The following is a 19,748-nucleotide window of genomic DNA, read 5'->3' as shown; positions in this document are numbered from 1 at the left end:
GCCTTGAACTGCGATTACAGGGGACCTTCGGCTCTAGAGTCCGCCTCGTTCACCTCGATACGATCGAGATGAACGATCACGCGGCAACGAGGAGGCGTCATGGTGGAGGGCAATCCCATCGAGGTTCTCGATGAGGCACAGGCGTGGGGGTTGTTGGCCACCCGCGAGTTCGGCCGACTTGCCACGAGCGTCGGCAACCAACCCGAGATCTTCCCCATCAACTTCCATGCTGGCGACGGCAAGATCTACTTCCGCACGGCAGCAGGGACCAAGCTCTCGGAGATCGCGGTCAACGACCGTCTCGCGTTCGAGGCCGATGAGACCGGCACCGACGGCGGGTGGAGCGTCATCGCCAAGGGTAGAGCGCACATTCTGACCGGTACCCGCGAGATTGCGGCGGCCGATGAGCTTCCGCTGCGCAGCTGGGTTCCGACGCTGAAGTACGACTACGTCGAACTCGCCGTCGACGAGATTTCCGCGCGGCGGTTCACTTTCGGCCCGGAGCCGGATCGGTACGGGAACCAATAGCGGGCTGGCAGGTGGGGCAGTAGTAGGTCACGCGGTCGCGGTCTTGGCCCGCCATTCGTGCGATGGCCGTGCCGCAGCGCCGGCACGGGCGGTTCTCGCGGCCGTACACCCAGTGATTCGCACGCCCGGGTAGGCCCGTGGTGTTTCGGATCGGACGTAGTCGGTTGTCCCACAACAGTTCTCGGGCGAGTGCTACCGCCTTCTGTGTGTCGACGTCGGCGATCGGCGTCGACGGGTGCGCCCCGAGTAGGAAGCAGATCTCGTTGCGGTAGATATTGCCGACTCCGGCCATGATGCGCTGATCGAGCAGTGCCGCCGACACCGTCAGACCGGGGTCGCGCTCGACGGCCGCGGCGAGGTTGGCCACCGCTCGCTCTGCATCCCAACCGGGGCCGAGCAAGTCGGGGCCGAGGTGGGCGAGCCCATCGTCATCACGGCCGTCGACGTGGAGCTCGCGCAGTGCGAACCCGACGACCTCGGCGTCGTCGACTCCTATTACGGCGCGGGCGGTGTGACCGGGCTTGGACCATCGCTGTCCCGGCGCGAAGACCCGCCACGACCCGTCCATCCCCAAGTGCGAGCGGATGGTGCAGCGCCGATCATCGTCGGAAACATCGATCAACAGGTGCTTGCCGACCGAGCGCACGTCGTCGACTCGCCACCCGGACAGGTCGACGGTGGCCAGACGCGGCACACGGAAGTCGGTGCGACGCAGCGTCTTTCCCGCGAGTATCGGGCGCAGGCGAGCAGCGAGCGCGAAGAGGGAGTCGCCCTCAGGCATCGGCGGCGAACCGAGCCGCGACGATCAGTGCGAGGGTGTCGGCCGTTCGCGTGCAGAACGCGTGTGCGTCCTCGTTACCGCGGGTCAGCCCGCGGATCGTCGTCGATGCAACGAGGAGGTCGAACACCTCGTCCCCGACGGTGGGCGCCTGCGCGGCGTGGTCGGGGTAGTCGTCGACGATGAGTTCGATCAGCGCGTGGCGGATTGGGTGGTCCCAGCGCGCGAGGAGCTTGTCATGGGCACCCTCGGAATGCTGGTAGGACGCGATAAGGCCGGGGATCGCGGTACGCACGGAGGGCTCGGCGATCTGGGCGAGGAACCATCGCGCCCAGGCGGTGAGATCGGTGCGCAGGTCGCCCGACGCGGGCGGGGGAACGGCGTCGTCGCTGCCGAAGACGGCCTCCTCGACAATCGCCTCCTTCGACGACCAGCGGCGATAGATGGCCGGCGTGGCGACGCCGGATCGCCGGGCGATGGCGCTGATAGTCGTCTTCGCGTAGCCGACCTCAGCGAGCAGCTCCAGGGTGGCAGAGAGGATGGCTCGGTCCAGGCCGGGATCGCGCGGGCGACCGGCCACGGCAACGTTGTCCAAGCGTTCGGTCACGGGTTCGACACTACCCGAGGTCCGATTCGGGCCCTTCCGTTACGGAGTGGATTGCTACGTAACAATCTGCCTGGAGACAATTGCCCACCGAGAACAGGTCGCGGGCGACCGATCACGCGTGGGAACCGTATCGCAGGCGAATGCCGCGTGGAGTCGTCGTGAAGCCGGATTCGACGAGGAGTCTGCCGAAATCGGTGGAGAGCACCGGCTGACCGTCGACGGTGTCGATCGCCAGGCGCTCGACCCGTCCGGAGCGGACGAGGTCGGCGAGGGCGATGGCGGCAGAGTCTCGATACACCGACTCGCTGTGGTCGTCGGCACTCGACCACCGAGGATTGAACGTCAGCACCGTCTTGCCGCCGCGTTCGACGAAGCAGGCGAGCTCGCCGTCGACGAGGACGACCATCGCGCCGGCTTTGCGGCCGGGTCGATGGGATCCGGTGGTGCTGTCGGGCCAATCCAGCGCGGCACCATAGGGATTGGCCGGGTCGGTCGCCGCCAACACGATGGCGCGACCGGCGTGGTCGCGTGGAACGGTGGTGTGGTCACGAAGCTCGTCGACCGTCGCGGGTACGGCAAACTGTGCACCGCCCAGACCGTCGACGTAGTAACCCCGCCGCACCTTGCCACTGTCCTCGAAGACGGTCAGTGCGCGGTAGATGCGGGAGAAGCCGCCCGCCACGCCTTCGTTGTGGACCGCACCCTTGGTGACGACGCCGTAGCGCTCGAGCAGTACCTCACACACCGCTGATGTCGCTGTGGTTGCGTCGATTGTCGGACGTTCCAGCAGGAACCAGCGCCCGCTCAGCACGCCGGGCACCGAAGGAGCGGTTCCCGACGTGCCGGCCAGGTATGCGCCGGACAACCGGGCTCCGCGCAACCGCGGTGGGCGACGCGACCGATGACTCGGTGCCGCCTTCTTGGCCGCACCGCGCCCCGACAGCAGCGCGCGGACGGGGGCGAACGTGTCGTTGGCGACGCGGCCCGACCACACCAAGCCCCACACCGCTTCGGTCACGTCGCCGGGCGCGTCGAGGCGGGTGACCAGTTCCGGCAAGCGTTGCGCGCCACCGGCGTCCAACGCATCGACGAGCGCGATCATCGTCGGCGACAGCTCGATGTCGTCAGGTGGCGGCAGGGTGGCCGCAGTGAGGTCGGCGGGGTGGAACGCCACCCAGCCGTCGGCGGCGCCGATCGCACCGTGTCCCGACCAGACCACCTCGCCGGTCGACAGGAGTTCGTCGAGCATGGACGGTGCATAGTCGACGACGCGGACGGGCAGGACCAGTGACTCCCATGCCGACGCCGGGATCGGCACGCCGGCGAGTTGATCGAGGACGGTCGCGACGCCGTCGGTACCGCGGAGTCTCGATACCCCTCCTTGCAAGCTCGAAGGCACTCGGCCAACGTCGCCGACGACGTGCTGCCAGTCGAGGAGGAACCGCGCGAAGCTCGCGTGGTCGACGGGGGCGATGGCCGAACGGGTCGCGGCAAGCGATCCGCGCCGGATCTGGCCGAGGACGTCGGGATGACACCACTGGACGGGGTCGTGACCGGTGATGAACTCGCCCTCCACCACGCGGCGGGAGGCGGCCAGGCGTGCCAGGGTGTCGGCGACCGCGGCCGGAGGCAGACCGAGCTGTTCCGCGGCCTCGGCCGTCGTGAACGGGCCGTGGGTTCGGGCGTATCGACCGACGAGGTCGCCCAGCGGGTCGGCGACGGGGTCGATGAACGCGACCGGCACACCGGGTGGGAGGACGACGCCGAGTCCGTCGCGCAATCGGGCCGCGTCCTCGACCGCCGCCCACATGGCCCGGCCGCGGTGGGTGACCGCGATGACCTGGCCGCGCAGCGAGTCGAGGACGGCGTCGGCGGACTCGTCACCCCGGTAGCGTTCGGCGATCTCGTCGACAGCGAGGGGGCCGAGCCAGCGCAGGAGGTCGGCGACGTCTTGCGCGTCGCGCGCCTGCCGTGCGGGGTCCAGTCGTTGCAGTCGCGCCACGACCTCGGCGATGACATCGTCGTCGAGCAGTTCCCGAAGGTCGAGGCGGCCCAGGAGCTGCGCGAGCAGTGCGGTGTCGAGGGAGAGGGCCGCGGCGCGGCGCTCGGCGACGGGGACGTCGTCGGCATACATGTACGAACCGACGTAGTCGAAGAGCAGTGCTGCGGCGAACGGTGAGGCACTCGGCGTCTCGACCGCGGTCAGGCGCACCTGCCGCCGGGCGATACGGGCCAGCAGGTCCTGTAGGGCGGGTAGGTCGTACACGTCTTGCAGGCATTCGCGCACGGCTTCCAGAACGATGGGGAAGTCGGGGTAGCGCGTCGCGACGCCGAGTAGCTGCGCACTGCGTTGGCGCTGCTGCCACAGCGGGGATCGTTTGCCCGGATCGCGACGGGGCAGCAGCAAGGCTCGGGCGGCGCACTCGCGGAACCGGGCGGCGAACAGCGGCGAATCACCGAGTGCGTCGGTGACCATGGCCTCGATCTCGTCGGGATCGATCACGAACACTTCGGGCCCCGGCGGCGCGTCGTCGGTGTCGGGCAGGCGCACGACGATCCCGTCGTCGGCCGCACTGACCGCACCGTCGAGGCCGAGCGTCGCCTTCAGGCGGTTGGCGATGGCGCTGGCCCACGGCGCGTGGACGCGCAGCCCGTACGGGGAATGCAGGACGACCCGCCAGTCGCCGAGTTCATCGCGGAACCGTTCGACGACCAGGGTGCGGTCGGTGGGGACTGTCCCCGTCGCGTCACGTTGCTCGGCGATGAGCGTCGTGAGGTTGGTGCGCGCGAAATCGGTGAGGCCCAATCCCTCGGCCTCGGTGGCGACGTCGTCGATCGCCTCGCCAACCGACTCAGAGTTGGCCACCCGCCCAGTGAAGGCGCCGATCGCCTGGCCCAACTCGGCGGGACGGCCGACCGCGTCGCCGATCCAGAACGGCAGGCGACCGGGCATTCCTGGTGCGGGGGTCACGAGGACGCGGTCGGGGGTGATCTCGGCGATGCGCCAACTGGAGGCGCCGAGCGCGAAGACATCGCCGACGCGCGACTCGTAGACCATCTCCTCGTCGAGCTCGCCGACGCGTCGCGGCCCCTCCTCGTCGCCGGCCAGGAACACGCCGAACAGCCCGCGGTCGGGGATGGTGCCGCCGGAGGTTACGGCCAGCCGCAGCGCACCGCGCCGCCCGGTGAGAGTGCCCGCCACGCGATCCCAGGTGACGCGGGCGCGCAACTCCGCGAACTCTTCCGACGGGAAGCGGCCCGACACCAGGTCGAGGGTGGCTTCGAAGACGTCGCGGCCCAGTTCTCGGTACGGCGCGGCGCGACGGACGGTGTCGTACCACTCGTCGACGTCGAGGTCGTCAACAGCGGCCGCGGCGATCGTCTGCTGCGCGAGCACGTCGAGCGGATTGGTCGGGACCTGCAGCTCCTCGATAAGCCCGTCGCGCATCCGGGCCGCGGCCACCGTGGTGTGGATGAGGTCCGTGCGGTGCTTGGGGTACAGGATGCCGCGGCTGATCTCGCCGACCTGGTGTCCCGCACGCCCCACCCGCTGCAGGCCGCTGGCCACCGACGGCGGCGACTCCACCTGGACCACGAGGTCGACCGCGCCCATGTCGATGCCCAACTCCAGCGAACTGGTCGCCACGACGCAGCGCAGGTTCCCGGTCTTGAGGTCGTCCTCGATCTGCGCCCGCTGCTCCTTGCTCACCGAACCGTGGTGTGCGCGGGCCAGGACTGGAGCGTCGATCGGGATCGCGGGGGTATCGGCGGTGGTGATCGACGACGGGTTGCCGCCGGGGTTCTGGTAGTTGCGTGTGTCCCCGGCCTCGTAGCCCAATCTGCGGGCATACAGCTCGTTGAGAGCCGCAGTGAGCCGCTCGGCAAGCCGGCGGGAGTTGGCGAAGACGATCGTCGCGCGGTTGGCCAGGATCTCGTCGGCGATGGACCGCTCGATTGCCGGCCAGATCGAGCCGGCGGTCGGGGACAGGGCGTCGTCGCCGTCATCGCCTGCCTCGGCGGGAATGTTGGCCATGTCTTCGACGGGTACGTCGATGCGCAGTTCGAAGGTCTTCGCTGCGGGCGGGTTGACGATGCGGCAGCCCGCGGCACCGCCGAGGAAATCGGCTACCGCTTGTGGCGGGCGGACGGTCGCGGACAGGCCGATCCGTTGCGCTGGCTTCGCGAGTCGTGCATCGAGGCGTTCCAGTGACAGCGCCAGGTGGCTGCCGCGCTTGGTTCCCGCGACAGCGTGCACCTCGTCGACGATCACCGTCTCGACCTGCGACAGTGTCTCGCGCGCGGAGCTGGTCAGCATCAGATACAGCGACTCGGGGGTGGTGATCAGGATGTCGGGCGGGGTGCGCACGAGCTGGCGCCGGGCAGCAGCTGGGGTGTCGCCGGACCGGATGCCAACGGTGACCTGCGGGGCGGGACCGCCCGCGGCGATGGTGGCGGCCGCGATCCCCGCGAGCGGTGCGCGCAGGTTCCGCTCGACGTCGACGGCTAGCGCCTTCAGCGGCGACACGAAAACGACCCGGGTTAGGCGCGGTCGGTTCGTCGGCGGCGCGGTCGAGAGCCGGTCGATGGCCCACAGGAATGCCGACAGGGTCTTGCCCGAGCCGGTCGGGGCGATGACCAGCGTGTGCTCTCCGTCGGCGATCGAGTCCCAAGCTCCCACCTGGGCGGGCGTCGGCGCGGCGAACGAGCCGAGGAACCACTCGCGCGTGGGCGCCGAGAAGCGGGCGAGCGCATCGGGGGCGGGCACGGGTCCATTCTTCCCGACTCCTCTGACAGAGAGGCGTGTGACGTCGAAGCGGACAACACCGAGAGCGCGCGATGCGCATGACGTCGAACCTGCAGGGCCGTCGGGGGCTACAGTGATCAGGTCAGCAGAAGCGGGGAACCCGGTGCGAGTCCGGGACGGTCGCGCCACTGTGAGTCGCCGGTTTCCCGCCGACGCCGAGTCAGGACACCGCGCTGACGGACGCACAGAACGCGGACGCGAGATCCGCCGACGAAAGGACCCGATATGACTCAGGTGACAGCCGCCAAGCGCGCGCTCGCCGTACCCGTGCCCAACCTGACCGCGTTGAGCGCCGCGCTGACGCTGACTGCGGCCGTGCTGCTTGCGGCGCTGGCCTACTACTTCCTGGGCTACGACCAGGGCGCCGTTTCGGTGTTCGGGTCCGACACCCACATCCACGAGTTCATCCATGACTCGCGGCACTTCCTCGGCTTCCCCTGCCACTGAGTAAGGGGACGGAAGCAACCATGGAGCGCAAGTTCATCGGCGCGGGGCTCTTTGCTGGCCTCATCGCCGGAATCATCTCGTTCATTTTCGCGCGGATCTTCATCGAGCCACAGGTCGCCAAGGCGATCTCCTACGAAGAGGGCCGCGGCGCGGCCGAAGAGGCGCTGGAAGCCGCGTCGGGCCACGGTCACCACGGCGATGGCGCCGAGGTCTTCACCCGCTCGGTCCAGGAGAACATCGGCGCCGGTGTCGGCACCGTCGTGTTCGCGCTGTCGATGGGCGTCTTTTTCGCCGTCGCATTCACGGTGCTGTGGGCCTACGTCGGGCGGCGCTGGCCGGCCACGGATCCGCGTGCCGTGACCGCGGTCGTCGGCCTGCTGGGCTTCATCGCCGCGTTCGGTGTGCCGTTCTTCGTCTACCCGGCGAACCCACCGGCCGTCGGCAACGACGACACCATCGGAGAGCGGTCGGGGGCGTTCCTGACCATCACACTGGTGTCGGTGATCGCCATGGTCATTGCCGTCGTGGTGGCGCTGCAGTTGCGTGACCGCCTCGGCGGCCTCGCTTCGACGACGGTCGCCGGCATCGGCTACCTCGTGGTGATCGCGATCGCGAAGGCACTGCTGCCGGAGTTCCACGAGGTCCCCGAGCCGCTGAAGAACGACCAGGGCGCGATCGTGTTCCCCGGATTCCCCGGTGGGGTGATCGGTGACTTCCGGGTCTACGCGATCACCAACCAGGTGGTGTTGTGGACGGTGTTGACCTTGGTGTTCGCCGCCGCGATCTCCGCGATCGGTCGTCGCACTACTGACGCTGCGGGTGAACTCGTCGCGTCGGCGCGCTGATCGGACGTCACTCATCGGACCGTCGTCGACACAGCGGCGGGTCGTAGTCGCCGGGCGCACCGGGCCCAACCACCTGGTGCGCTTCGGCGAGTCCGACGTAGCGCTCGATGATCGTGGCCGCTCCGATGTAGAGGCGCTGGGCCTGACGTTCACATCAGTGATCTGCGGTCCTGAGCTGGCGACGCGTGAGACGGCTTCGCTGGTGTCGACGGCGGTCATCGTCGACGCCGGGTTGGCCAGTCTCGACGTCGGAAAATGGGCCGGGCGACTACCTGAGGAGATCCCGGGCTCCGAACTGGGGGCTTGGTTCGGCGATCCCGCGTCGCGCCCGCACGGTGGCGAGACCGTCGTCGCATTCGTCGATCGGATCAAGGCGTGGGCGCTGCGCGCACCGTCGTCGGCAATCGTCGTCGCAGGTCCGGTCGCCCAAGCCCTGCTATGCGACGGTTCCGAGTCGTTCTTCGCTGTGCAGGTCGTGCCGGGGTGCTGCTACGACGCGTGACCCAGGGGCTCAGGCCAGCGCGAAACCGAGTAGCTGAGGCTGGTTGAAGATGCCTTGCCACCAGTTGAAGCCCATCCACACCCCGGGCGTCACCTCGCGGACCTCGTCGTAGACCGGCAACACCAGCGACGGCGTGTAGTTGAACACCCACGCGGGCTTGCCGTCGATGCGGGACCGGCCCCGGTAGACGTAGGCGGGGAACCCCTCGATCCGTGCGCCGGTGATCAGGTTCATCAGAGCGCCGCCGTTGGGGCCGGTCCGAAACGTCTTGCCCATCCAGAGACCCGAGGCGATCTCCGGCAACAGGGGTGGGCGGATCACCCACCCGTTCTTCGGTCCCATCGGCACCGCGCCCGCCTGGGCGCGCAGATAGATCCGGTCCTGCTGACCCCAGTTGCAGCGGTAGCGCAGCGAGTCGATCGTCGCTGCACGGTTGTTCGGATAGAGCACACATCCGCCGCCGTAGTGAAGCGGAGCGGCGGGTGCCGCGTTGGCGGCGCCGACAGGGAAGGCGCCGATCGCTGCCAGGGCCGAGGTGGCCAGTGCGAGCTTGACGAGTACGGACGGAAGACGCATGAGGAGCCCTTCGATCTACGCGACTTGACACTCATTGTCGCCTCTCAGAGACCGAATCGTGCCGATATGCCCCGCAGATCCAACACGGCGAGGAGCTATACGCCTCGCGTCTCCGTGGGCAACCTACTTGCTGCGTTGGAAACGTGGCGGCGAGCCGCTGTAGGCGGCGGCGATGTAGTCGGACACCGAGAGTGCGGTGGGAGGAGAGCCCAGCAGCTCGCGCAACCGGCGAATCGCGGTCGGATGGATTCCTGCGTGCCAGAGGCGGCGTAGGCCGTTGTACTCCCTGACCCACGGATGGTTGGCGTCGAACTGCTCGATATCGAGTCGATCAGCAGTCCACCACCGGATACCTTCGGCGACTTGCCGAGTTTGCCAATCGTGTGCGATCTCCCTACTCGCGGCGAACTGGGCCGAGCGGGCGTGAGCGGCGGCCGCGTAGACACTCGGGAAGTAGTGGCCGTCCAGTCGCCACTCGGAGGCGTACAGGTGTTCGACGGGCACGAATTCGCGTCGCTGATTGATTTTGATGAACCGCTGAACAGCCTTGATTGACTTGTCCAACTCCAGGCAAGACATCCTTGAACCGAATGCCGCGGCGATCCGCTCTACCTCCATGTCGTGAGGCGTGACCACTGACCAGTCGGGATTGACGGTGATGGGGTGACGCGTGACATTTTCCCGGTCATCCCCGACGTGGCAGTCGATCTCGAAAGTGATCGGCTCTGCCAAACAGAACTCCTCGGCCTCTCGCATGTCCTGCAAACTATCCGGAGGGTCGGACAACACCCGTGCAGTCACGGATTGGCTATACCGCGGGCGTCAGTGCGCTGATCGCCGCAGGTGTCCAGGCTGGCCAGGCTGCGGCCGTGGCAAAGCCTCGTTCGAATTCGGCAACCAGAACAGTCTGTTCATCACCGTTGTCATAAACGAATGCTTCAGTGCTTCGACATACTGCGGCTGCGAGTAACGGCCGCTGGTATCGGGCACGGATCTTGTCCTCGGGGACAGAGTGTCCACCTGAGAGGACGCGCGAGTGAACGCGACGGACGGCCACTTCTTCAGGGACCATGACGATGTGAAGCACAACCCGGAAGCCGAGCCCGATGGCCTCGTCGATCAGTTCCAGTTTTGACGGGTGCGAGAACACGGTCTCTGTGATGAACGGATGTCCGTGTTCAAGCAGCGTCGTGCGCGCATGGTCTGCCAGGCGGGCGGCCTCATAGGACTTCTTCTCTTCGTCGCCGGGCCACTTTGAATGGGCGATGTCGTCGGCGTTGACGTAGGTCGATCCGGGTAGCGCAGGTCGAAGGAGGGTTCGAATCAGGGTCGACTTTCCCGCGCCGTTGCATCCGGCGACCAGGTCCAGGCGAGGACTACTCATCAACGAGCGGACGACGTGATCCGTCGGGCAGGCACTCGATCAGGACCCCGTCGTGAAGTATGACGGACGAATACCCCGCGGTTGCGCGCTCCTCAACGTGGTTGATCGTCGGCAGCTTGGTTTTGATCAGCGTGGCGATCTCGGCGTCGAAGACAACGGCCTCCTCGGTGGTCAAGTCCTCGCTCGCGAGCTTGCCGGCAAGTGCTGCCTCGACGCGACTGCGGGATGCGCTCGTCTGATTCGAGACGGATTGGCCGAGGCGCGCCCAATGCTCCAACTGCTGTCTGGCGGAGCGATTCTCGCGTGCGCCAGCCTTGACAGCCTCGTCGAACAGGTCGCCGGAGAAGCGGGTCACTCTATCCGGAGCGGTCATGACAACCTCCTGTAGCAGTTTGCTACATCGAGAATAGCAGTCGATTGGTGGGCTGTGCGGATAGTGCTGCTGATGTAGATCAGATGCCGTTGTCGTCGAGTCGTACCCGCACAACGGTGGCCCACCGGGCGAGTACCTCGGCCCAATCCGCCTCCATCTGCGGGTCCCAGGACTCGCCTAGTCCGGCGCGGAACTCGTCGACGATGCAGGTGAACATCGACTCGAACATCGTCCGGGTGACCTCCCAGGAGACATGGTCGTTCACCCACCACGCACTGGACTCGGGATCCAGCGTTCCGTCGGCGAGGTCGAGGAGCAGTCCGAAGATGCCGGTCATCATCCGCCGCTCGCTGTATATGTCTCCACCTTCGCCGAAGAGGTCCTCGGCGTCGGGGTTGGCGGCGAAGAATCGTTGGTAGATCGCCATGGTCGGATCGCCCAGCTCTTCGTCGTAGATCTCCATCGATCGTGCGACCGCCCCGCTGAGCCCGGTTCGTGTCATGGTTTCGATGCTGCCATTTGGACCCAATAGACCGAAGGGGTCGGGACTTTGGGCCTTGGTGGGTTAGCGCCGGCGTATCTCGTTCAGCCGTCGTACCGCCGATGGGCCGACACCGTGAAGACCGAGCAGTTCGTCCAGGTCGTCGGGCAGGTCGGCGAGTGTGCGGTAGCCCGCGTCGATCAGAGCGCCGGTGGCTGGGCGGCCAATGCGCACGCCATCAAACTCGAGTCCACGGTCTTCCATGGCCGGCCTCACGCCCCGCGGGCGAGGGTGATCATCTCTTTGAGGCCCATGCCGGCTTTTGTGCCACCGTCGCAGAGGATGTCGACGCCGGTGAGGTAGCCCGGTTTGGAGCTGGCGCAAAAAGCGAGGAGTTCGGCGATCTCCTCGGGTCGGCCGAAACGCTTGAGCGCGGCGAACTGGGTCAGCTGGCCCGAGCCGCCCGACTCCTCCAGCCGGCCCATCTCGGTGTCGAAGGAGCCCGGCGAAACCGACAGGATGCGTGCACCCGACGCGCCGAATGCCGCCGCCATCTCCGCGGAGTACCAGACGACGAAGGCCTTCGAGATGGGATAGGCCTGCTTGGGGGCCGCCCTCTTCCCGGTGCGGTTCGATGCGGCGATGAGCTTCTGGCGGAGCTTGTCGACGTCGGTGCGGGCGTAGCCGAACGCGCGTTTGGGGATCATGAACCCGGGGACCATCACCGCGGCGATCGAGGCGACGTTGACGACGGCGAACCCCTCGTCGGCGACGGCCAGCGCGGCCTCGACGACGTTGATCGTGCCGACGGCGTTGATCTCGATGATCTTCTCCGCCGAACCCATCCGCGGGCTCACCCCGGCGGCGTGGACGACGGCGCGCAGCCCGCCTGCCTGCGCCGCGCCTGCGAACACCGCGTCGACCTGGGCGCGGTCGGTGATGTCGGCGACGACGAACTCCGCGGTGCCGCCGTCGGACTCGATCTCGGCGACCGCGGCTGCGAGCGCCTCACCGTCGACATCGCTGAGGACGATGTGGTGGTCGGCGGCCATGATCTTGGCCGTCGCGAGGCCCATGCCGCGGGCACCGCCGGTGATGATTGCGGTCTTGTTTGCCATACCTTGAGCGTATCGGCACCACAACGGCTACAGCATCCGACAACCGCTACCGTCGCAACGGTAGCTGTTGTCGGGACCGGTAGCGGTTGTCGACGGGACGAGGGCGCGGGGAGCCAAATGGTCCCTTCGTGCGTCTAAGAAGACATGGATCTCCCCGCCACCAACGCCATCGTCTACCGTGCGGACGCCCTGACCGAGGGCCTGAGCGACCGAGACCTCGCCCGACTCGAACGACTTGCGCCCGGTTGCTATACCCGCGTCAACACCCGAGCACTCCGCCCAGAGCAACGGCATCGGCTGATGTCGATAGGCGTAGCGACCAAGTCCGGGACCGATTGTGTGCTGAGCCACCAGTCGGCGGCCGCGGTTCTGGGACTTGCGATGCTCGGCCCGGATCTACGGCGCGTGCACTTCACCAGTGCTCGGGTCAACGGCAACGTCAGAGGAGTGCGGCACCTACACGCGGGTCAGCTGTCTGATGACGAGATCACCGTCGTCGAGGGGGTGGCGGTCACCGGGATCGAGCGGACCGCAGTCGATCTGGCCTGCGCGAGTCGCTTCCCGGCCGCTTTGACGATCATGGACTCGGCACTTCGTACCGGTGCCAGCCGGGAATGGATGGAACAGATGTGCGCGGGGCGCCAGTGTCGGGGAATCCGGGTCGCGCGGAGGGCACTTGAACTGGCTGATGGCGAGTCCGCGAACCCGGGTGAGTCGTGGAGTCGCGCCCAGATGATCGGAGCGAAGCTGCCGATTCCGGTGCTTCAGCGGGAGTTATGGGTGGAGGGGAAGCAGTACTTCCTGGATTTCGATTTCGACTGTCTGGTCAACGGCGAATTCGACGGTGAGGGCAAGTACTTGGAGCACCGACGTCCAGGTGAGGACGTTGCGGCGGCGATCATCAGGGAGAAGAACCGCGAGAACGCAATCCGGTCGACGGGGCGCGACGTGGTCCGCTGGGATTGGGATGACCTGCGCGGTGGGCACATGATCCCCCGACTGACGAAGGCGCTGACGCGGGCAAGGCTGTTGTAGCGCCACAACAGCTACGAGTCCCGACAACAGCTACGGGCGCAACGGTAGCTGTTGTCGGTTTCGGTAGCCGTTGTGCCAGGTCGCCGAACCGCTACTTCAGCGCCCGGTTGATCGTCGACGCCAACGTCGCGTAGTGCTTTCCGTCGTTGCCGCTGACCGGCTTGCCGCTGCTGATGATCCCGACGGCCATATCGCGCGATGGGTCCGACCAGATCGCGATCTGGGTGAGGCCGGTGTTGCCGAAGGCGTGCTCGGCGTCGGTGCCGAAGGGGCCGAATCGTTTGGAGCCCAACATGAACCCGGTGCCCCAGCGGATCGGGGCGCCGCCGGTGGCGATGTCGGGGCGCAGCCGCCGGCGCTGCTCGACAGCTTTGGAAATCGTCCCCGGCGCGAGGACGCGGTGACCGTCGAGTGAGCCGCCGAGCCGGAGGAACTCCGCGAACTTGGACAGCTCGAAAGCGGTGGACACCAGATTCGACGACGGGATGACGTCGGTCAGGTACTCGGGGCGGTTGGAGATAGGGATGATTTCCTCCATCGACCCGCCGACGGCCTTGCGGAAGCCCGCGTCGAGCAGACCGGGGCTTGCCGAGCCGGTGGCATGGCTCGGTGCGACGAGGGGAACGTCGGATTCGGCGACGCCGAAGTTGTTCCACCGATAGCGGAACGGGGCGAGGAACTCGTCGGCGGCGATGTCGCGGATGCTGCGCCCGGTGGCCGCCGCGACGAGTTCGCGCACGATCGGACCCCAGGTCAGCCCGTGGTACATGTGCAGCGTGCCGGGCGGATAGACCGGGCGCAATTCTGCGAGCACCGACCGCGCGTACTCGCTGTCGCGCATGCGCCGCGGGTCTGGCGTCGGGCCGGTGAACAGCGGGACACCGGCGCGGTGGGTGAGCACATGGTCGATGGTGGTGCGGCTCTTGCCGTGCGCGCCGTAGGAGGGCAGATAGTCGGTGACGCGGTCGTCCAAGCTCCACACGCCCCGGTCGACGAGGTGCAGCACGATGGCCGCGGCCAGCCCCTTGCCCGCCGAATAGCAGCAATACGGGGTGTCGACCGTAACCGGGATCAACTCGGCATCGGGGGGATCGGTGGGCCCGGCTCCCCACGCGTGCCCGACAGCGCGGTTCAGCACGACGCGACCGTGGCGCCGGATGCAGACCTGCAGCGCGGGCTGCTGACCTGCGCGGTACCAGTCGAGCGCCGACGACCAGATCGCCTCGACGGCGATGCGGTCGCGGGCGGAGATCTCTTCGTCGCCGACGTCGGTGATGGCCGAAAGGTCGTCCATGTCGCCAACAGTAGTTGGTCGACGACCGGGATTCCGCGATGCAGCCCGGCCACTCCTGGCAGGATGGAATGAAATCTGAAACCTGTTCCAAACTGTGGAGGCGCAATGTTCGAGTGGTCCGACGAAGATCTCATGGTGCGCGACGCCTTGCGCGCGTTCATCGACAAAGAGATCCGACCGCACATCGACGAACTCGAGACCGGCCAACTCCCGCCCTACGACATCACCCGCAAGCTGCTCGCCACCTTCGGCGTGGACGCGATGAACCGGGATCAGCTCGAGAAGGAACTCGCGGCACAGGAGGCGGGCGAGGCGAAGCCCAAGAGTGGCGGCGGAGCACTGTCGTCGTCGATGGCGCTCATCCTCAACATGGAGCTCGCGGGCGTCTGTCTGGGCCTGGTCGGCTCGATGGGCGTCAGCATGGGGCTGACCGCATCGACGATCCGCTCTCGCGGCACGCTCGCCCAGAAGAAGCGGTGGCTGCCCGGCCTGGTCACGATGGAGACCGTCGGCGCCTGGGCGATCACCGAGCCCGACAGCGGGTCGGACGCCCTCGGCGGCATGAAGACGTCGGTCCGCCGCGACGGCGACGGCGGCTACATCCTCAAGGGCCAGAAGACCTTCATCACCAACGGGCCCTACGCCGACACCATCGTCGTGTTCGCCAAGCTGGACGAGGGCGACGGCACCCCGATGCGCGACCGCAAGGTCCTGACGTTCGTCCTGGACAAGGGCATGGAGGGCCTGACCCAGGGCAAGCCGTTCAAGAAGATGGGCATGATGAGCTCGCCGACCGGTGAGTTGTTCTTCGACGATGTGCGCCTATCGGCCGATCGGCTGCTGGGTGAGACCGAGGACACCGGCGCGGACAAGCGCGGCGGCTCCAGCGCGAAGGACGGCTTCACCGCCGAGCGCATCGGCATCGCCGCGCTGAGCCTGGGCATCATCAACGAGTGCCTACGCCTGTCGGTGGACTACGCGAAGAACCGCAAGCTGTGGGGCCAGGAGATCGCGCAGTTCCAGCTCATCCAGCTCAAGCTCGCCGAGATGGAGGTGGCCCGCCTCAACGTGCAGAACATGCTGTTCGTCGCGATGGAGGCGATGAAAGCCGGTAGGCCCCCGACGCTGGCACAGGCGTCGGCGATGAAGCTGTACTCCTCCCGCGCGGCCACCGACGTCGCGATGGAGGCGGTGCAGTTGTTCGGCGGCAACGGCTACATGGCCGAGTACCGCGTCGAACAGCTGGCGCGCGACGCGAAGTCGCTCATGATCTACGCCGGGTCCAACGAGATCCAGGTGACCCACGTCGCGAAGGGCCTGCTGCGCGACTGACCCGCCCGCAGACTGCGTGATGGCAGTGGCGGGCGGGTCAGTGGGTCAGCGCAGCCCTACGACGCGGAGCCGGTGAGCTCGGCGGCCAGGGTGTGGAAGGCCGGATCCGGGTTGCCGAAGCGGTGCAGCGTGATCGAAACTGCCTGCTCGGCCAGCCAGTAGCGCAGTTCCACGCGGCCCGAACCGGTCACCTCGTCGTCGAGCAGTGCGACGTCGGGCCGCGCGGCGACGGCGACGCGCACCTCGTCGTCGACGCTGCCGACCAAGCGGACCCGGTGCTGGCGAAGTGAGCCGATCGACGTCGCGAACGCCGCGTCGTCACCGCGATCGGTGACCGCGACGCCGAGGTGGCGCGTGGCAAGGTCGAGGACCTGCGCGACGGCTGAGGACGACGCGGGGGACACCGACACCTGGGGCGCAGTGCCGGCACGATGGGCGGCGACGAGGACGCGGGCGAGGTCGGCCGGCGCGGCATCGGCGCCAACCCGGACCAGCACGCTGGTCGGGCGGTACCGGAAGACGTTCGCCTCGCATTCCAGACCAGTCTCGTCACGGCCCGCGCCGAACTCGGCGCGCCACGCGGCGTCGTCGTCAGCGGCGGCCCGGCGCACCCAGGCGACGCTGTCTTCGTCGAGGACCGTGGCCGCGTCTGCGGTGAACGCCGCTGCAGCGGGGAGCTCACTGCCGGCAGTAGCGTCCACGACGTGCGGCGCATCCGACCAGCTGCCCAACAGCATCACGTAGTTGGGGCCGCCGGCCTTGGAGCCGAGGCCGACCGAGGAGCGCTTCCACCCGCCGAACGGCTGGCGGCGCACGATGGCACCGGTGATCCCGCGGTTGACGTAGAGGTTGCCCGCCTGCACGTGGTCCAGCCAGGTGTTGACCTCGGTGATGTCGCGCGAGTGCACTCCGGCGGTGAGGCCGAAGTCGGTGGCGTTCTGCAGGGCCAGCGCCTCGTCGATGTCGGTGGCGCGCATCAGACCGAGCACCGGCCCGAAGACCTCGGTGCGGTGGAAGAACGATCCGGGGGCCACGCCGTCCTTGATTCCTGGCGACCACAGGCGGCCGGTGTCGTCGAGCTGGCGCGGCTGCAGGAGCCAACTCTCGCCGGGCTCCAGGGTCGTGAGGGCGCGCAGGAGCTTCTCGCTCGGTGGCTCGGTCAGCGGCCCGACCGTGGCCTTCATGTTCGACGGCCAGTCGACGACCAGCGACGACGCGGCGTCGATCAACTGGCGGCGGAAGCGCGCCGAGTTGTAGACGGCACCCACCAGGATGCCCAGAGAGGCTGCGGAGCACTTCTGACCGGCATGCCCGAACGCGCTGTGCACGAGGTCGGCGATCGCCAGGTCGCGGTCGGCGGCGGGAGTGATGACCAGAGCGTTCTTGCCCGAGGTCTCCGCGTTGATGGCCAGTTCCGGACGCCACGACGCGAACAGCGCAGCGGTCTCTGAGGCGCCCGTCAGGATGACCCGGTCGACCTGCGGATGGCTGAGCAGCCGCTTGCCCGCGGGTCCCTCGTCGGGGAACATGCCGACGCACACCTCGCGGGGGACACCGGCCTCCCACAGGGCCTCGAGTACCGCCATTGCGCAGCGCGGCGTGGGGGCGGCCGGCTTGTGGATGACCGCGGCGCCGACCGCCAGGGCGGCGAATGTCCCGCCCGCGGGGATCGCGATGGGGAAGTTCCACGGCGGTGCGACGACGATCAGACGATCGGGCGAGAACCGGGCGCCGTCGACCTCGTCGAGCTCCATTGCGCGGCGCGCGTAGTAGCGGGCGAAATCGATGGCCTCGGAGATCTCCGGGTCGGACTGCTCGGGTGACTTCCCGGCCTCCGCGGCGGCAATCGCCATCAGCCGACCGCGACGGCTGGCCAACAGGTCGGCGGCGCGCTCGAGGATCGCCGCCCGCTCGGCCGCCGGGCGTGCCGCCCAATCAACGGCCGCGGCGCGCGCGGTCGCGATGACGTCGTCGACCTCGTCGTCGGCGATGACCGCCGGAACCGCCACGGTGTCCAACCACCCTGCAGTGGTGGCCATAGTGATGGCCTCGCGCGCCCAGGCCTGGTTGGCCGGCAGCGCGGCGTTGGTGTCGGGCTCGTTGTCGAACGGCGGCAGGACGGCGGGCAGCTCCGGCAGCGGAGCCTGCTCCTGTGCGGCACGATCCTGATGGTCGTTGGCGCCGGGGACCGGCGGGTTGGTGGCGAGGAGCTTGCCCAGTTCCTCGACGGCGCTGTGGAATCGCCCGGCCTCGCGGACGAACGCATCGCTACCCGGCGCGAGATCGAAGATGCCTGACATGAAGTTCTCCGACGCTGCGTTCTCCTCCAGGCGTCGTACGAGGTAGGAGATGGCGACGTCGAACTCGGTCGGCGCGACCGTCGGTACGTACAGCAGGAGGCGGCCGACGTCGCTGGACAGCGCCTGGGCCTGCTCGGTCGCCATGCCGTGCAGCATCTCGAATTCGATGTGATCGGTGACGCCGCGATGCTCGGAGAGCAGGTGGGCGAAGGCGATGTCGAAGAGGTTGTGTCCCGCAACGCCCAGGCGCAGCGCCGGGGCGCGGTCGGGGCCGTCGCCGACGAGTGCGGTCATCACCTCGGGGCGCATGGTCTCGAATAGCACGCGCTTGTAGTTGACGTCGGTGGCGAGCTTGGAGTCACACGTCACCAGCGGCCAGTCGGCCATCTCGGCGTGGACCTTCTCCATCGCGAGGTTGGCGCCCTTGACCAGGCGGACCTTGATCCCGGCGCCGCCGCGGCTGACGCGGTCGGCGGCGAACTCGGCGAGGCGATTCATTGCCCCGAGCGCGTCGGGCAGGTAGGCCTGCAGCACGATCCCGCCCTCGTAGTTGTGCAGTTCCGGGTGGCTGAGCAGCCGGGTGAACACCTCGACGGTGAGGTTGAGGTCGCGGTACTCCTCCATGTCGAGGTTGATGAACTTGGTGCCGGCGGGTGCGGCGGCCGCCTCCAGGTACATCGGCTCGAGGCGCTCCAGGACGTAATCGACCGTCTCGTCGTAGGCCCACATCGAGATCTGCGAGGCGACCGATGAGACCTTGATCGACACGTAGTCGACGTCGTCGCGGCGCAGCAGGGCGCGTGCCTGCTCCAGGTGACGATCGGCCTCGCCGTCGCCGAGGACGGCTTCGCCGAGCGGGTTGATGTTCAGTCGATGGCCGCCGCGGCGCAGCTTGGCGACGGTGCGCGTGAACTGGCGGTCGCGCGCGTCGACGATCATGTGGCCGACCATCGAACGCATCCGGGCGCGGGCGACGGGGATGACGACGCGGGGCGCGATGCGGCCCATCGCACCGCCGAGGCGCAGTTGGGCGCGGTCGAGCGCGTTGAGCGAGGTGGGCAGGTCGGCGGTGAGTTCGGCCAGCGCCGTCGCCGCTGCGCGGTCGTCTTCGATCCCGATCACACAGTCGACGAATCCGACGGTGAAGTCCAGGCCCTTCGGATCGGCGAGGATGGCGGCCAGCCGCTGCGCCGAGGGATGCGGCTTCTGCGCAAGCGTCGCCGTGGTCTGCAGCCAGCGGCTCACGAGCGCCTCTGCACTGCTGTCCAGGTCGGCCAGCTCGGCGGCGATCGAGGGGGAGTAGGACTCGGAGTTCGGGGTCAGCGGTGCCATGCTGCTAGTACA

At 67.9% G+C, this 19,748-nt stretch carries 17 protein-coding genes and 1 riboswitch; of the genes, 6 read left to right on the top strand and 11 right to left on the bottom strand.

Annotation, left to right across the window (positions count from 1 at the left end; genetic code table 11):
• Window positions 1–102: 102 nt before the first annotated feature.
• Window positions 103–528: a pyridoxamine 5'-phosphate oxidase family protein gene (locus tag B4L26_RS03610; RefSeq protein WP_409563541.1), complete on the top strand. Its 426-nt coding sequence runs from the start codon at window positions 103–105 to the stop codon at window positions 526–528.
• Here the strand turns inward: B4L26_RS03610 and B4L26_RS03605 are convergent.
• The 3 genes from B4L26_RS03605 to B4L26_RS03595 all read right to left on the bottom strand — a co-directional run bounded on the left by B4L26_RS03605 (window position 488) and on the right by B4L26_RS03595 (window position 6,678).
• Window positions 488–1,309 carry a DNA-formamidopyrimidine glycosylase family protein gene (locus tag B4L26_RS03605; protein WP_290715936.1) on the bottom strand — a complete coding sequence of 274 codons (822 nt, stop codon included), beginning with the start codon at window positions 1,307–1,309 and terminating at the stop codon, window positions 488–490. The genes B4L26_RS03610 and B4L26_RS03605 overlap by 41 nt on opposite strands.
• On the bottom strand, window positions 1,302–1,913 hold the full coding sequence (locus tag B4L26_RS03600; RefSeq protein WP_290715934.1) for a TetR/AcrR family transcriptional regulator: 612 nt from the start codon (window positions 1,911–1,913) through the stop codon (window positions 1,302–1,304). The genes B4L26_RS03605 and B4L26_RS03600 overlap by 8 nt, the downstream gene beginning before the upstream one ends.
• 112 nt (window positions 1,914–2,025) lie before the next feature.
• Window positions 2,026–6,678, bottom strand: a complete 4,653-nt coding sequence (locus B4L26_RS03595; RefSeq protein ID WP_290715932.1) for an ATP-dependent helicase — start codon at window positions 6,676–6,678, stop codon at window positions 2,026–2,028.
• Between the two features lie 85 nt (window positions 6,679–6,763).
• A riboswitch (cobalamin riboswitch) is annotated at window positions 6,764–6,908 on the top strand.
• 34 nt (window positions 6,909–6,942) lie between these two features.
• Here B4L26_RS03595 and B4L26_RS03590 point away from each other — a divergent pair.
• From B4L26_RS03590 to B4L26_RS03580, 3 genes are read left to right on the top strand one after another with little or no spacing between them, the layout of a single operon-like run.
• Complete coding sequence (locus B4L26_RS03590; RefSeq protein ID WP_290715930.1) at window positions 6,943–7,164, top strand: CbtB domain-containing protein; 222 nt, start codon at window positions 6,943–6,945, stop codon at window positions 7,162–7,164.
• Window positions 7,165–7,184: 20 nt separating this feature from the next.
• Complete coding sequence (locus B4L26_RS03585; protein ID WP_290715928.1) at window positions 7,185–8,009, top strand: CbtA family protein; 825 nt, start codon at window positions 7,185–7,187, stop codon at window positions 8,007–8,009.
• On the top strand, window positions 7,984–8,511 hold the full coding sequence (locus B4L26_RS03580; protein ID WP_290715926.1) for a histidine phosphatase family protein: 528 nt from the start codon (window positions 7,984–7,986) through the stop codon (window positions 8,509–8,511). The genes B4L26_RS03585 and B4L26_RS03580 overlap by 26 nt, the downstream gene beginning before the upstream one ends.
• A 9-nt stretch (window positions 8,512–8,520) precedes the next feature.
• Here B4L26_RS03580 and B4L26_RS03575 read toward each other — a convergent pair whose 3' ends face one another.
• The 6 genes from B4L26_RS03575 to B4L26_RS03550 all read right to left on the bottom strand — a co-directional run bounded on the left by B4L26_RS03575 (window position 8,521) and on the right by B4L26_RS03550 (window position 12,443).
• Window positions 8,521–9,087 carry a hypothetical protein gene (locus tag B4L26_RS03575; RefSeq protein WP_290715923.1) on the bottom strand — a complete coding sequence of 189 codons (567 nt, stop codon included), beginning with the start codon at window positions 9,085–9,087 and terminating at the stop codon, window positions 8,521–8,523.
• 123 nt (window positions 9,088–9,210) lie between these two features.
• On the bottom strand, window positions 9,211–9,888 hold the full coding sequence (locus B4L26_RS03570) for a hypothetical protein (protein ID WP_290715921.1): 678 nt from the start codon (window positions 9,886–9,888) through the stop codon (window positions 9,211–9,213).
• Window positions 9,889–9,895: 7 nt separating this feature from the next.
• A complete protein-coding gene (locus tag B4L26_RS03565; protein ID WP_290715919.1) occupies window positions 9,896–10,471 on the bottom strand; it encodes a zeta toxin family protein in 576 nt (191 codons plus the stop codon).
• Window positions 10,464–10,844 (bottom strand): TA system antitoxin ParD family protein, encoded by a 381-nt coding sequence (locus B4L26_RS03560; protein WP_290715917.1) that lies wholly within the window; start codon window positions 10,842–10,844, stop codon window positions 10,464–10,466. Before B4L26_RS03560 ends, B4L26_RS03565 begins: the two co-directional genes overlap by 8 nt.
• A 79-nt stretch (window positions 10,845–10,923) precedes the next feature.
• Entirely contained in the window at window positions 10,924–11,346 is a 423-nt protein-coding gene (locus B4L26_RS03555) for a globin (protein ID WP_290715915.1), read from the bottom strand.
• Window positions 11,347–11,597: 251 nt separating this feature from the next.
• On the bottom strand, window positions 11,598–12,443 hold the full coding sequence (locus B4L26_RS03550) for an SDR family NAD(P)-dependent oxidoreductase (protein WP_290715912.1): 846 nt from the start codon (window positions 12,441–12,443) through the stop codon (window positions 11,598–11,600).
• Between the two features lie 144 nt (window positions 12,444–12,587).
• Here B4L26_RS03550 and B4L26_RS03545 point away from each other — a divergent pair, with 144 nt between their 5' ends.
• Window positions 12,588–13,478, top strand: coding sequence for a hypothetical protein (locus B4L26_RS03545; RefSeq protein ID WP_290715910.1), 891 nt, complete (start codon window positions 12,588–12,590; stop codon window positions 13,476–13,478).
• Between the two features lie 91 nt (window positions 13,479–13,569).
• Here the strand turns inward: B4L26_RS03545 and B4L26_RS03540 are convergent, their stop codons facing one another.
• Window positions 13,570–14,772, bottom strand: a complete 1,203-nt coding sequence (locus B4L26_RS03540; RefSeq protein WP_290715908.1) for a serine hydrolase domain-containing protein — start codon at window positions 14,770–14,772, stop codon at window positions 13,570–13,572.
• A gap of 105 nt (window positions 14,773–14,877) precedes the next feature.
• Here B4L26_RS03540 and B4L26_RS03535 point away from each other — a divergent pair, with 105 nt between their 5' ends.
• On the top strand, window positions 14,878–16,104 hold the full coding sequence (locus B4L26_RS03535) for an acyl-CoA dehydrogenase family protein (protein WP_290715906.1): 1,227 nt from the start codon (window positions 14,878–14,880) through the stop codon (window positions 16,102–16,104).
• 56 nt (window positions 16,105–16,160) lie between these two features.
• Here the strand turns inward: B4L26_RS03535 and B4L26_RS03530 are convergent, their stop codons facing one another.
• Window positions 16,161–19,736: a bifunctional proline dehydrogenase/L-glutamate gamma-semialdehyde dehydrogenase gene (locus B4L26_RS03530; protein WP_290715904.1), complete on the bottom strand. Its 3,576-nt coding sequence runs from the start codon at window positions 19,734–19,736 to the stop codon at window positions 16,161–16,163.
• Window positions 19,737–19,748: the final 12 nt, after the last annotated feature.

Source organism: Gordonia sp. UBA7599 (assembly GCA_002477755.1).
In the GTDB taxonomy this organism is placed as follows: domain Bacteria; phylum Actinomycetota; class Actinomycetes; order Mycobacteriales; family Mycobacteriaceae; genus Gordonia.
Note: the sequence above shows the minus strand (reverse complement) of the source record. Positions and strands in the feature narration are given on the sequence as shown.